This is a genomic window from Oscillatoria sp. HE19RPO, assembly GCF_024220515.1.
Taxonomy (GTDB): domain Bacteria; phylum Cyanobacteriota; class Cyanobacteriia; order Cyanobacteriales; family Laspinemataceae; genus Laspinema.
This window is the reverse complement of record NZ_JAMXOT010000294.1, coordinates 1-13,545: the sequence shown is the minus strand read 5'-3', so window position 1 is coordinate 13,545 and position 13,545 is coordinate 1. Positions and strand designations below refer to the sequence as shown.

General features: G+C 49.0%; 10 protein-coding genes. 3 read left to right on the top strand and 7 right to left on the bottom strand.

The features are described from left to right. Positions 1 to 308: 308 nt before the first annotated feature. The 7 genes from NG833_RS23965 to NG833_RS23935 all read right to left on the bottom strand — a co-directional run bounded on the left by NG833_RS23965 (position 309) and on the right by NG833_RS23935 (position 8,953). Positions 309 to 1,217 carry an ROK family protein gene (locus tag NG833_RS23965; RefSeq protein ID WP_254567789.1) on the bottom strand — a complete coding sequence of 303 codons (909 nt, stop codon included), beginning with the start codon at positions 1,215 to 1,217 and terminating at the stop codon, positions 309 to 311. Positions 1,218 to 1,412: 195 nt separating this feature from the next. Further along, entirely contained in the window at positions 1,413 to 2,294 is an 882-nt protein-coding gene (locus NG833_RS23960; RefSeq protein WP_254567788.1) for an ABC transporter permease, read from the bottom strand. A gap of 241 nt (positions 2,295 to 2,535) precedes the next feature. Further along, positions 2,536 to 5,007 carry a type IV pilus biogenesis/stability protein PilW gene (locus NG833_RS23955; protein ID WP_254567787.1) on the bottom strand — a complete coding sequence of 824 codons (2,472 nt, stop codon included), beginning with the start codon at positions 5,005 to 5,007 and terminating at the stop codon, positions 2,536 to 2,538. Between the two features lie 79 nt (positions 5,008 to 5,086). After that, complete coding sequence (locus NG833_RS23950; protein ID WP_254567786.1) at positions 5,087 to 6,334, bottom strand: glycosyltransferase family 4 protein; 1,248 nt, start codon at positions 6,332 to 6,334, stop codon at positions 5,087 to 5,089. A gap of 575 nt (positions 6,335 to 6,909) precedes the next feature. Next, positions 6,910 to 7,701 (bottom strand): SDR family NAD(P)-dependent oxidoreductase, encoded by a 792-nt coding sequence (locus NG833_RS23945; RefSeq protein WP_254567785.1) that lies wholly within the window; start codon positions 7,699 to 7,701, stop codon positions 6,910 to 6,912. A gap of 166 nt (positions 7,702 to 7,867) precedes the next feature. Further along, positions 7,868 to 8,740, bottom strand: coding sequence for a hypothetical protein (locus tag NG833_RS23940; protein WP_375293943.1), 873 nt, complete (start codon positions 8,738 to 8,740; stop codon positions 7,868 to 7,870). A 24-nt stretch (positions 8,741 to 8,764) separates the two neighbouring features. Next, positions 8,765 to 8,953 (bottom strand): hypothetical protein, encoded by a 189-nt coding sequence (locus NG833_RS23935; protein WP_254567784.1) that lies wholly within the window; start codon positions 8,951 to 8,953, stop codon positions 8,765 to 8,767. Between the two features lie 62 nt (positions 8,954 to 9,015). Between NG833_RS23935 and NG833_RS23930 the strand changes: the two genes are divergently transcribed. The 3 genes from NG833_RS23930 to NG833_RS23920 all read left to right on the top strand — a co-directional run. Continuing rightward, entirely contained in the window at positions 9,016 to 9,870 is an 855-nt protein-coding gene (locus NG833_RS23930; protein WP_254567783.1) for a hypothetical protein, read from the top strand. A 135-nt stretch (positions 9,871 to 10,005) separates the two neighbouring features. Next, the gene (locus NG833_RS23925; protein ID WP_254567782.1) at positions 10,006 to 12,096 is read left to right on the top strand and encodes an AAA family ATPase; all 2,091 of its coding nucleotides are present in this window, start codon (positions 10,006 to 10,008) and stop codon (positions 12,094 to 12,096) included. Between the two features lie 6 nt (positions 12,097 to 12,102). Next, the coding region (locus NG833_RS23920; protein WP_254567781.1) for an AAA family ATPase at positions 12,103 to 13,545 on the top strand (1,443 nt) is incomplete at its 3' end.

Below are 13,545 nucleotides of genomic sequence, written 5' to 3'. Positions count from 1 at the left end.
GCAATGCTTGCGCCCCAGGGCGCAAGCATTGCGCCCCTACATTGACGGAGCTATTCCGTTGAGCAGTCACTACGAACGAACGTTTTGGAGATTTTATTTTTTGCAATCCCCTTACGCATTACCCCTAAATGTAGAGGCGATTCGCGAATCGCCTCTACATTCCTCGTGACTTGGCAGAGCCAAGTCATGCCTTTTTGGAGGCTCTGCCTCCTGTCCCTGAGTCAGCTTATAATAGGCGCTTAAGTTGCAATTTTTTCAGGTCATGGCTTTAGCTTTCCTCACGAGATTAATCCTCGAAAGGTGTATTTCTAAAGGCTATCCTCGATGGTTTGCCATGCTAATTTAGCTGCCCCAACCATACCGGCTTTGTTGCCTAATTCAGCGACTAAAACCTGCAAATTAGGCCGACAAACTGGCAGAACTCGGCGTTCAATTTCTGCGATCGCCCCTGGAATAAAAAATTCCGCACTGGCACTAATTCCACCGCCAATGATGACTGCCTCTGGGGTCAGCACATAAATTAAACTCGCTAATCCGGCCCCCAAGTGATGTCCATACCCTTCCCAAAACTCCAACGCCTGCCGGTTGCCCGATCGCGCCGCATGACCCAGTTCTTCTGGAGTCGTCCGACTCGCCCGTTGAATCGCCTGCACCGAGGCATACTGTTCTAACGAGCCTTTATTCCCACTATTACACTCCGGACCATACAAATTAATCGTAATTAATCCTAACTCCCCTGCCGCCCCAGTATGGCCCGTAAACAACTTCCCATCGAGGATAATTGCACCACCAACCCCAGTCCCCAGGGTGAGCAAAATCAAATTACGAAACTGACGCCCGGACCCTAACCAAGCTTCTCCCAATCCGGCACAGTTGGCATCATTGGCGAGAATCACAGGTTTGCCCGTTTTTTGGGATAACCATGAACCCAGGGGGACATCCTGCCATCCATCCAAATTAATCGCCACTTTGGCAATCTGACCCGTGGCATCCACCGGACCCGGTGTCCCCACCCCGACTGCCCGACATTGATTGTTCGGGTCCACTTGCGCGATCGCATCCACCAGCACTTGCAAGACAGCCTCTGGGGTCGCCGGTTTCGGAGTCTCTACAGACCAAGATTCATTACAGGTCCCATCCGCTTCAAATCGTCCTAATTTAATCGCCGTCCCGCCTAAATCAATTCCAATGACGAAGGGGGTATTGTCATTTGTCATTTGTCATTTGTCCTTGGTCGTTTATTCTCGTTAAGGGTATTCCAACAAATAAATCATCCTTGCTTTGATACGATCGCACCTAACAAGGCTCTTTTAGCCCGCGCAGGCACCGCTTTGTCCTGTGAGCCTCCAGGCTTCAGCCTGCGGGTTTTTTGAAGGTTTTATTTTTTGGAGTTCCCTAACCGAAAAATTGGGCTATTCCTGCCGCATTTTCGGATTAACAAATTCGTTTAATCCTTCTCCTAAGAGGGACAATCCTACCACCATTAAGGTCATGGTACAGCCGGGGAAGAAGGCCGTCCACCAAATGCCGGTGGGTAAGGCATCGAGGGCTTGACGGAGGTCATTTCCCCATTCGGGGACTTGTTCGGGGAGTCCCAATCCGAGGAAGCCTAATCCTCCCAGGATCAAGATGGCATCAGCAGCGTTGAGGGTAAAGAGGACCGGGACGCTTTGAATTACGTTTAAAAACAGGTAACGGGAGAGGACACGCCAGGTTGAGGCCCCCATTGCTTGGGCGGCTTCGATAAAGAGTTCGGTTTTGACGCTGACGGTGTGATTGCGGACGACGCGGTAATACTGGGGAACGTAGGCAATACTCAGGGCGATCGCTGCGTTAAAGATGCCTCTGCCGACGACAAAGGCTAAGGTAATCGAGAGCAACAATCCCGGCAAGGTGTAGATTGTGTCCATTAAGAATAAGAGGGTCCGGTCTAATTTGCCCCCTAAATAGCCACTGACTAACCCCAGGGGAACCCCGATCGCCATACTTAAGGCGGTTGCTAAAATCACGACTTGCCATGCCACACGAGACCCCATCAAGGTCCGGCTGAACACATCATATCCGAGGCGATTGGTGCCAAACCAATGGTCCCAGGAGGGGGCGTCATGGATGGGATGACTCAAAAATTCTGTGGGGTCCGTTAGCCATCCCCAGGAGATTAATAGGGGAGAGAATAGGGCAATGAACACGAACATTAAGGTAATTGCTAATCCCACTCCCATCATTTGCATGGATAAGTTGGGACCGTGGGACGATCGCATGAATCGAGGAAGTCGCAGTTTTTGGGTAGTCATGAAGGGGAGTAAGGGAAGGGTTATTTTATAAAACCCGCAGGCTGAAGCCTGGGGCTATACGGACGAAGCCTGCCTACGCAGGCTACAAGAGAAAACCGACTTTTCCTACTCAGATTTGGAATGGTACTAAATCTGGTTATCAAAGACCTACTTAACGATGAACAGCCCGCGCAGGCGGGCTTCGTCCGTATAGCCCCAGGCTTCAGCCTGCGGGCGGGCGGGCGGGCGGGCGGGTGTGGGATTAAAACTCAAACCGCTGGCGATCGCTGGACCAACGTTGCAAGTTGTACCCATTGCTGCCTTCTACCACTAAGACGGGAAGTCCGCCACTGGGTAGATCGGCAATGCCGGTGATGGCTTGGGTATCGGCGGTGGAGAGTTCACTGTAAATCAGCGCCCCCTGTTCATCAAAAATTAATGTGCGGGTCCGGTAGGCGGAATGGGCGAATCCGGGGGATGGCACTAAGGCATCACTCCGTAGGGTAATCACCGCGTCGGGCCAGTTGTTGCCGGTGAGGTCCGTGGATTGGACGAACCATCCGCCCAGTTGGGTGAGCATTTGTTCCTGGGAGGGAACTGGGCCCAGGGGGACCTGTCCAGCAGTTTGCAACTCCTGCCACAAGGAAGGCAGTAGCATCTCGACCCATTCGGGATCATCCCGTTGCAATTGTTTGAGGGTTTGGGGTGTGGGCGATCGCCATTGTAGGGCAGCCTCGGTCAAACTCAAGGGTTTAGACACGCCTGACCCAATTTCTGGGGTGGGAATGGCATTGCTGGTGGTCAGCAGGAGTAAGTTTCCCCCGACTAACCGCAATCCCTTGACGGTCCCTACGGTGGTTTTTTGGTCGCCATTGGGCATCCAGACGCCGATTTGAATCTGGGGGTCGTTGTGCAATCCCAACTCTTTCCAGAGATGATTTCCCAGGGCGGATTTGGGGAGATTAATATCTTTGAAGGGGGCCTGTCGCCAGCGCCGGGAGTCGTTAAACCCACTGACTTCCACTTGATACCAGACTTGTCCCGATTGCAGTTCTAAGGGTTGGCTGCCTTGGGGGCGAATCCAGTCCTCGGGATTAACTTGGGACAGCATGGAAGCAGTCCCGAGGATTTGACTTTTATGGGTTTTGAGGTTTTCGGCGTAGGTGCTGGCATTAGCGCGGGCATCGAGCAAATTATAAATGCGATCGCGCAGTTGGGCGGTATTTTGGGCTTGTTCTTCCAACCAGGCCACGGCTTCGCTGTCATTGTAGCGGGCGGCTAAGACTAATGCCCCCCAGGCTTTGGCATCAGCTTGGCTGGGGTTGACTTGAACGGCGGTTTCGATGCGATTCCACAAGGCAACGGTCTCATCGGTGAGTAAGCTTCCCATGTCATCCCCGAGTTTAAGCTGTAACTCATACACCTCTAAGGCTTTTTTCCAGTTGCCATCAATCAAGGCGGTGAGGATTTGCTGGGGGGGTTCCATGCCGGTGGCGTTGGCTTGGGTTTGGGTGATTTGGGCATGGTACTGGAGCACATCCAGTTGGGCTTGGGCGGCTGGGGACCAGTTTGAACCGGAACTGTCTTGTTTGAGGGAGGCCATTAATTCCCAGGCGGCAGACCATAAGCCAGTTCTGGCTAAAAGGAGGGCATCTCGGTAGGCGCGGGAAGTAAGGAAGGGTTCGATGAGGGAGATTTCCTCTAGGCGGATGGGGTTGAGGAAAAATTGGACAGGTTTGATTTGATAGATTTGGAACTGGGGTTCCAGGCCGAGGGTGCGATCGATGACCAGTTCTGGGTCCTTGCCTCCGGTGATTTCTTGCCATTTGGGGAGATGACCGGAGGGACTCACCCAGTTGGTCATTTCGCTGAGGTGAAAGGTTTCGGGGTTGTAGTGAATGATTTTTCCGTAGGCGATTTTGCGGTTGCCGAAGCTGCGATCGCTGTGTAAATTCAACCAATTTCCCAGTTCGGGGCCGTTTTCCAAGGCGTCTAAGCGGGTCAGGGGTTGAGGGCCAACGCTGACAGTAGCGGCTTCGCTGTCGCTTAAGGTGGGAACGATCGCCGATGGGTCGGGTCCGGTGATTTCTAGCTGGTTGAGGAGTTGATAGTAAGGCTGGGGGTCACTGGGATTGTCGGGATTGAAGACGGGGCGATAAACCCGGAGTTCGGCGAGGGCTTGACAAGGGGCGGCATTGGCGTCATTGGCTTCTGGAGTCCCGGCACAGGGGATTTCCATCATCACCGGCATGAGGAGTTGCTGTTGGGCTTTGGAATGGGTCGGAGTTGAGGTTTGGGGTGGGGAATCCAGGGGGAGGGTGGATGCCGGAATCAGTCCTGCTTCTCGAATTTGGTCGGTGATGGCCTGGAGGGTTTGGGGGGCTTCTTTGTTGGCGATCGGGACTTGGGAGGCGGCAGGTAACCAGGATTGTACCCAGTTGATGGAGGCGGGATCAACAATTAGGCGCACGCTTAACCATGCGCCGCAAAAGAATAAGGTGGTACTGCCGGTGATGGCGGCGATCGCACTCAATCCATTACCGGGTTTGGGGTCCGGGGGGCGATCGCCTTTCCGGGTTCGAGAGACTGGGGGAGTTTTCCGAGGTGGCGACACCCGATCGCGATCGGGTCGCGTTCGCGATTTCGCAGCAGGCGATTTAGGCACGGGTTTACGCGATGGCCGGTTCGCGGTGGCCGGACTCAAAGGTGCTCGCTTGCGAATAGGGTTGTTCATCCGAGATCTCAAAGGTAAGGGGGATAGGTTTCTAGGACGCTGGATCGACCCAATCTGAATTGAAGGTGTTGCTATCCTATCAGGATTTGCGGGCGGATAATTGGCATAATAAGCTGGCGTAGCGACTTCCGGCCACGTCCCAGGTATAATCCTGTTCTACGAGTCTTCGGGCATTCACGGATAATTGGTCTCGTAAACGTCGGTCTTCAAATAAACGCCCGATTTCAGCTACATATTCGGTGACTTCGTTGGCCCGTAATGCCCGTAAGGGGACGTTGGGTCCATCCACGCTTAACCCTTCTAATCCGCGATCGCTGGCAACCACGGGAGTTCCAGCGGCCATTGCTTCTAGGGTTTTATTTTTAATTCCATATCCCGTTCGCATGGGAATCACGCAGACGGTTGCTTGGTGCAAATATTCGGCGATCGAAGGAACCTGACCTGTGACGGTCACTCCGGGTTGGTTGGCCAGTTCTTGGACTTCGGCCACGGGTCGGGCCCCCACGAGGGCCAGGGTGGCATCGGGATACCGCAGACGGACTAAGGGAAAGACTTCTAAGGCTAAAAATCTGACCGCATCAATATTGGCTAAAATATCCATTGCCCCCACGAACACCAGGCGATGTCCCCCGGGATCGACTTCGCGAACGGGAAACATTTCTAAATCCACGCCATTGGGGATGACGGAAATATGGGCATTGGGAGTTAAGTCTTTGATGTGCTGTTGGTCGTCTGTTGTGGTGACGACTATCCCGGAAAATTTAGAACAGTAGCGTTGTTCATACTTTTGCAGGAGGGGCAGTTGCAGGCGATCGCGCAGGGTATTTTCTGAGGTGTTGGTTTCCAGCAGTTGCCGACAGGTTCCATACACGGAACTGTGAATATCTACGACACTGGCGATCGCCGAGGACCACTCGGGACGGACATAAATCTCGTTTACACTATGCTCGCAGGTGATCGCAAATTCTGAATTCTGCCCTTTCTCCATCACCGATTTCACGTAATCATCCACCCAATGCTGCATTTTGGCCGAGTACCGAGACAGGACGTTAGGGGGTGTTCCCTGACTCAGAAATTTGGCGAAGCGCTTCACTTTTCCTAACTGTCCCTGTCCTGCATTTGCACCCGGAGAGGGGAAAATCGCCACATCTTGCACCCACTCGCGCAACCGTTCCACTTCCGCATCGGTGACATCGGGCGATCGCTGGGTCACTAAACTGACATGATGGTGCTGACTCAGATATTTCATTAAGTTAAAAGTCCTCACATGGGTTCCCCCAAGTGTGGGTGGATAGGGAAAGGTGCAAGATATCATTAAAATTTTCATACCATCATGAACCCTTAATCCGGTAAACTACTATAATAATCAAACGATAACATGGGTTATTCCCAATCCTCCTTATTATGAGGTTTCTTCTCGCATTCCGCTCTCAATGCGGGTAATGGAACGGTATCAGATTCCACCGATTCGTTGGCTATAACGAATCTAAATCATTCCGGTTGGGAAACTTCCCCAACGACCCTGAATATTCTCCCTAAAAAGACTGTTCCAGAATTATCCCACGGATTGAGCCTCCTTATCCTACAGGACTTAGGCAGATTTTAAGAATCCACCCTAAATGTAGAGGCGATTCGCGAATCGCCTCTACATTGTACGTTTTGCCTTCCCCAATTGCGTAAGTCCTTGCAAAGCAATAGACTTTTTACCAACAAGAAGATTTTGCCCTCAGTCTAATTTATTCCTATTTCTAGTGGGAGCATCTCAATTTGGCAAAGAGACCTAACCCCCCAGCCCCCTTCCCTACGAGGGAAGGGGGAGCAAGACTTGTAAATTTCCCTTTTAGGCAAAATTGAGATGCTCCCTTTCTAGTTTCTAGCAATAGGAATAAATTGAAATGCTGATTACGCTGTAAATCCGCCATCAATCACTAATTCAGCCCCGGTTACAAATTGAGATTCATCTGAGGCTAAATACAGAATGGCTAAAGCAATTTCTTCCGGCTTTGCAAATCGTTTTAAGGGGGTATGTTCCGCTAACTTCTCCCATAATTCCACTTCGGTTCCCGCTTGTTCTTTCCAGCTTTCCCATCCTTCCATCCTCGACCACATCGGTGTCATTACGCCACCGGGTAGCACGGTATTCACCCGAATTCGGGGTTCAGATTGAGCCGCTTCTAAGGCGGCACATTTAGAAAATAAGCGCACTCCGGCTTTACTGGTAGAATAGGCTGAAGCCCCGGGGCTTGCTTTAAATCCAGAGGCGGAGGAAACATTAATAATGCTACCCCCACTGCCCTGCTTCATCGCGATTATCCCATATTTTGTCCCCAAAAATACCCCATCTAAATTCACCGCCATCACTTGCCGCCATTGGGCTAAGTTCATGTCAGTAATAGACTGGGCAACGGATATCCCGGCATTGTTGACTAAAATATCCAGTTGCCCCCATTCGGCTAATACCCATTCTATCCCTTTTTGCCACTGATTTTCATCGGTAACATCCAGTTGAAACCACAGGGTTGGACATCCTTGTTCCCGCAGTTCTGAGGCGGTTTGGGCGGCTTTTTCTTCATCAATATCGGTGACGGCAACCCTTGCCCCTTCTTGTGCCAAAATGATGGCCGTTGCCCGCCCAATTCCCGAACCTCCACCCGTAACCCAAGCCACTTTTCCTGTAACTCTGCTGTTTGTCATTGGTTGGTTGTCATTGGTCATTTGTCATTGGTCATTTGTTGGTTGTCATTTGTCATTGGTCATTTGTTGGTTGTCATTTGTTGGTGAGTAGAGGGATGATAGATGGATGAATGAGGGGAGGGGAAACGACTGAAGTCGTTACTACGAACATCTCCCCCATTTTCCCTCAACTTTTCCCTTTCCCTTCCGGTAAGATAGGACGATTTTGATAGGGCATTGGAATATACTGAACTGTGGGACGGGCTGCTTTAGCTTGGGGATATAAATCCATTAACTCATAGATAGAATGGGGTAACCCTACGGTGATGGGTAAACCCATTTCTGTTGCTTCTTCTACGGTAATCGGATAATCATGAGTCACTTGACCTGTGGTGAGTTTATCAATGATGGTATCAATATCTTCTGGGTTGATTTTTTGGACTGGAATATTATCTTCTAAGAGGGTGCGAACAAACCGCTGGACTTGCGCGATCGCCTTGCGAGCAATATCTGCCATAATCAGGGTTTGGTCGTCAATTTCTGAATGGGGCTTATCTTCTAAAACTTGGAGAATACTGGCCGCTGGCGAGGTTCCTAACTGCGGGTCAACGGGACCGAGAACGGCATTTTCATCCATGATAATTTCATCGGATGCTAGGGCCAGCATGGTCCCCCCACTCATGGCATAATGAGGAACAAATACTGTGACTTTTCCCTGATGACGAATTAAAGCCCGGGCAATTTGTTCGGTTGCTAAAACTAATCCCCCTGGCGTATGCAAGATTAAATCAATGGGAACATTCGGGGGAGTCAGGCGAATCGCCCTGAGAATTTGTTCGGAGTCTTCAATGCTGATATACCGCGACAAAGGAATCCCTAACAAATTAATGGATTCTTGGCGGTGAATCAGGAGAATAACCCGGCTATTTCGTTGCTGTTCAAATTTGGAGATAGCTTGATAACGGCGGGTTTCAATCTGACGCTTTTGCCACAGGGGTTGCAAGGAGGCGAGTAAGAAAAAAATCCAAATAAAATCAAAAAAATTAAAGTCCATATTCATGTAGTAAACCCTTAAAACAAGCGGCTATTCCTGGTATTTTAGTCTAAATACTGAAAATTTGGACCCGATGGGGGCGATCGCCGACTTCCGGTCTAGGTTGAAATTATCGCCAGTTTCGATGGGATGATTGAAGGGGTAAGGGTTCCAGGCGGCCATTTCCCCTGGGAGGCGATCGCCTTGGCAATTCTGGGAGCTCTCAGGGTCTCCCTGCAATTTAAACTGGTATTAGAGGTTTTGTCCTTTATTGTCGTTGCCAATCCAGTTAGGGGGAGCACATGGAAGTGCAGGAGCTCAAGTTTCTGCTAGATTTACTAGGGTTTCCCGATTATCGGGCAGCCATCACCCAGATTAAACCAAATCCGAAAACCAAGGCGGCAGAACGCGATAGCCTCTGTCGTACCCTCGCCGATCGCCAGTTAGTCGGATATGCCGAGGAGATTTTGACCTTTGCGATTTCTCCCGCAGGAAAGTCGCTGCTGCAACTCGACCCCACCCGCTTGCCGATCGCGGACGCAGAGGTGGCCATCCTAACCGCTTGTGCTGAGTCTACCATCACTCCGGCACAAACCAACCTAGCGGCAGCAACCGGGCAATCTGTGATTCAAGGGTTAGCAGAAAAGGGATTAATTAAGGCGGAAAAAACCCAAATTACCGAGGTCTGGTTGACATCCCGAGGACAGGAATATCTCCGGGAAGAGTACAATCCCAGTGGGACATTACCCGTGGTTAGTTTGGATATGCTGACGAATTATTTGCGCTTCTTGCGGAAATCATTGCGATCGCCAGAAGAGTCTGTTTCCCCCCATTCCTCCCCAGCAAAAACCCCTCCGTCATCATCAGAGGCGATCGCACCTAAACCCTTATCCGATGATGAGATTGTCCGTCTCATTCAGCAGTTAGACCGGGAATTAGCAACGGATAACTATTTGCCGATTTTTCATCTACGGCAAAAGTTACAACCGCCCTTGTCCCGAGAAGAGTTTGACCGCACACTCTATCGCTTACAACGGAACGATCGCATTGAGTTAAGTTCTTTACAAGAGGCCATTTCTTACAGTCCGGACCAAATAGAATTGGGAATTCCCCAAGATATCGGCGGCCCTTTGTTTTTTATTATTGTTACTCAATAAATTAAAAATAGGTCATCACAAACAACCCAAGACATCCCACCCCCTAATCACATAAGACTAATGACCAATGACAATTGACTAATGACCCATGACAACTGACAACTGACCCATGACAACTTAACCAAAGAAACTCTTATGGCAACACTCGAACAAATCATTCAGCGAGAACCGAATCCTTTTGATGCGGAAACCTTTTGGTCTGGCAACTTTTGGCAGGAGAAACAAAATCCGGCGTTTACGGTTGATTCCATTCACCAAGAGGCGATCGGTCAAATTGAAACCTTACTCAATCAGGTGGCGGAGGACCATCGCACTCGCACCGTTTTACTAGAAGGAGAAACCGGGTCCGGCAAGTCCTATTTATTGGGCAGAATCAAGCGAATTCTCAATCGCAAAGCCTTTTTTGTTTATATCGAACCCTTTACCGCCAGTGACTATATTTGGCGGCATATTCTCCGGTACACGGTGGATAGTTTATTGGAAGTTCCCGAGGGAGAACAAGATTCCCAATTGATTTTGTGGTTGAAAGGGTTATCAGAGTTTGAACATCGCAGTCTCATGGATATGATTCGTGGCGATCGCCAGGTGTTTATCCGGAATCTGCGAGATAACTATCCCACAGGAATCTATAATGCCAATGAGTTCTTTGGCGTCCTCTATGACTTGACTAATCCTAAATTTTCTAATCTCGCCTGCGAGTGGTTACGCGGGGATGATTTAGATGAAGAAAGTCTCAAAATCCTCCGCGTGCAACATTCCATTGATAGCGAAGATGCAGCCCAAAAAATCCTGGCAAATTTTGGCAGAATTTCCGCTGAAACCCTGCCAATTGTTCTCTGTTTTGACCAATTAGATAATATTGCCCGATTGCCCGATGGATTGATTGATTTACCTAGCTTATTTGGGGTAAACTCCGTCATTCACACCCAAAAGTTAAAAAACTTTCTGGTGATGATTAGCATCATTACCGATACTTGGAAACAAAATGCCTTTCGCATCCAAGCAACGGATAGAGACCGACTCGATGCCATTGTGCAACTCAAACAAATTAGTTTGTATCAAGGGGAGGCACTTTGGGCGAGTCGTTTGTCGATTTTGCATCGGCAATCTGCTACCCAACCCCCTTCTAATTTGTATCCCCTCAACCGAGAAAAGTTAGAGGATAAGTTTCCTGGCGGGAAAACTCGTCCTAGAAATGTCCTGATGTTGGGAAGACAATTATTTCAGGACCACAAGTTAGAATTAATGCGCGATCGCCAGGACTATATTGATGTAGAATATACCCAAGTTTTAGATCAACAATCCTCCCATTCCTCCGAACAGGCGATCGATGTTTCAGAAGCGCCCAGTTTACCCCCAACTGCTGAAACTAAAGCCGATTTACTGGCAGCGTTCAAGTTGTTATGGTTGCGGAAATTTACGCAAACTCAGGAGAGAATTTCTCGAATTCGACAGTTTTCTTCCCCGGAACTAATCGCCATGTTAGGGGAAGTATTAGAAGCATTATCCGTCCAAGAGGTTAAGCTTCGCTTCCTGGATAGTCGCACTTATAGCAGTTATTCTTTAAGCTATCAATTCCCGGGAACTTCAGAAACCGTTGGGGTTGCCTGGAGTGAAGATGCCAACTTGACGAAGTTTTGCAATTTTATGAAAGTCTGCCTAGAGGCGATCGCAGCGAAACAATGCCACAGGTTGCACCTGATCCGCGAAGAAAGTATCGGCAATCCCAACAATACTGGATATAGAATCTATAGCGATATTTATCGGGATTCTCGTCATCAGCATCTCAAACCGGACTTGCTGTCAGTTCATTATTTAGTCACCTATCACAGCTTAGTCAATGATGCCTGTGGAGGCGATTTAATTGTCGCCGATGCTACCCCGAATTTAACCGAATTGCAAACCCTGATTCGAGAATCCAAAATTTTGCAATACTGTCCCCTGTTGCAAAAATTAGAACTGGTCCCGAGTCTCCCCATTGGCGAAGCAACTCGGGAATTGTGGCAACCTGTGGAGGATTTTCTGTTAAATCGGGCCATCAATCAACAATGTATGGCCCGCCAACGGTTATCTCAAGAAGCGATTTTGCAATTTTCCCATATTAACGAATCTGAAGTTCATCATTTAATTGAACATCTTTGCGAAAATCATCCGGAAGTTGCCATCCTCAATCCTGATGCCAAACTGGAAGATCAGTTAGTCTATTTGGTCAACACGAAGCGATAACTCCACTTGCGATCGCCTGAAGAGGTGCGATCGCCTCTGGACAAAATTGCACCCCATTACACCCTGTATTCTCTCACTGAGGAGTCCGCCGTGGCATCTATTGACCGCCTGATTCAAGAATCCGTTAACCCCTTTGATTCCACCACCTTTAGACCGGGCAATTTTTGGCAAGAAGACCAAAATTCCGCCTTTACCGTTGATTCCATTCATCAAGAAGTCTTAACGGAAATTACCTCCGTCGTCGATCAGGTCACCCAAGACCATCGAACCCGGACAATTCTCCTTTCCGGAGATTCCGGGTCGGGAAAAAGTTATCTTTTAGGACGGATTAAAAGTACCCTCAATTCCCAGGCATTTTTTTCCTATATTGGACCTTGGCCGGAAAGCGACTTTATTTGGCGGCATACCCTCCGCAATACCGTCGATAGTTTAATGTATGTTCCCCAGGGTCAAACCGAATCCCAACTGTTACTTTGGCTAAAAAAACTAGCCGTATTTCAAGATAAAAGTCTCATGAAACGGGTGTTCGGGGAACGGCAACTGTTTATTCGCAAATTAAAAGGCACTTATCCTGCCGGAATTTATAACGCCAATGAGTTCTTTGGCGTTCTCTATGACTTAACCAATCCCAAATTATATCCCCTCGCTTGTGAATGGCTGAAAGGAGATGATTTGGACGAAGCGAGTTTAAAACTGTTGCGGGTCAAACGGTCCATTGATTCGGAAAATGCCGCCCAGCAAATTTTATCTAATTTTGGCAAAATTGCCTCCGCAACTCAGCCGATGGTTTTATGTTTTGATAACTTAGATAATATTGACCGAGGAATCGATGGATTAATTAATTTGCAGGCATTATTTAACGTCAATTCGATTATTCATAACCAAAAACTCAGAAATTTTGTTATTATTATTAGTATCATTACCAATACCTGGCAGCAAAACTATAAACGGATTCAACCGGCGGATTTAGCCCGAATTGATACAAAAATTCGCCTGAGTGCGATCGACCTCAATCAAGCTGCCGGATTGTTGGCGATGCGATTGTATCCCTTACACCAATTAGCCGCAACTCCACCCCCATCCCCCATCTATCCCATCACCGAACAAGATTTAGAGGCAAAATTCCCCGGGGGGAAAACCTTACCTCGGTTTACCCTCCTCCTGGGAAGACAACTATTTCAAGAGGCGAAACAACAGGAAGGAACAAGAACCGAAACTATCATCTCACCTTCCGCCAACGAAGTCACTGCGGCCTTTCACCTCGTTTGGGTCAAGGAATTTAATAAAACCCAGGATAAAATCACCCGCTTGCGCCAATTTTCTGCCCCAGAATTGATGCAAATGGTCCGAGAAGCCCTGGAAGCATTAAATGTGAGTGGGATTCAACAAAAACTCTTACCCAGTCCCACCTACGCCAGTTATTCCCTCAGCTATCACCTGCCTGCACAA

Excerpts from the sequence above, each read along its gene's own strand:
- NG833_RS23945 (WP_254567785.1), bottom strand. The coding sequence starts at position 7,701 with ATGACAAACAGCAGAGTTACAGGAAAAGTGGCTTGGGTTACGGGTGGA.
- NG833_RS23955 (WP_254567787.1), bottom strand. The coding sequence starts at position 5,007 with ATGAACAACCCTATTCGCAAGCGAGCACCTTTGAGTCCGGCCACCGCG.
- NG833_RS23925 (WP_254567782.1), top strand. The coding sequence starts at position 10,006 with ATGGCAACACTCGAACAAATCATTCAGCGAGAACCGAATCCTTTTGAT.
- NG833_RS23960 (WP_254567788.1), bottom strand. The coding sequence starts at position 2,294 with ATGACTACCCAAAAACTGCGACTTCCTCGATTCATGCGATCGTCCCAC.
- NG833_RS23965 (WP_254567789.1), bottom strand. The coding sequence starts at position 1,217 with ATGACAAATGACAATACCCCCTTCGTCATTGGAATTGATTTAGGCGGG.
- NG833_RS23930 (WP_254567783.1), top strand. The coding sequence starts at position 9,016 with ATGGAAGTGCAGGAGCTCAAGTTTCTGCTAGATTTACTAGGGTTTCCC.
- NG833_RS23940 (WP_375293943.1), bottom strand. The coding sequence starts at position 8,740 with ATGAATATGGACTTTAATTTTTTTGATTTTATTTGGATTTTTTTCTTA.
- NG833_RS23950 (WP_254567786.1), bottom strand. The coding sequence starts at position 6,334 with ATGAAAATTTTAATGATATCTTGCACCTTTCCCTATCCACCCACACTT.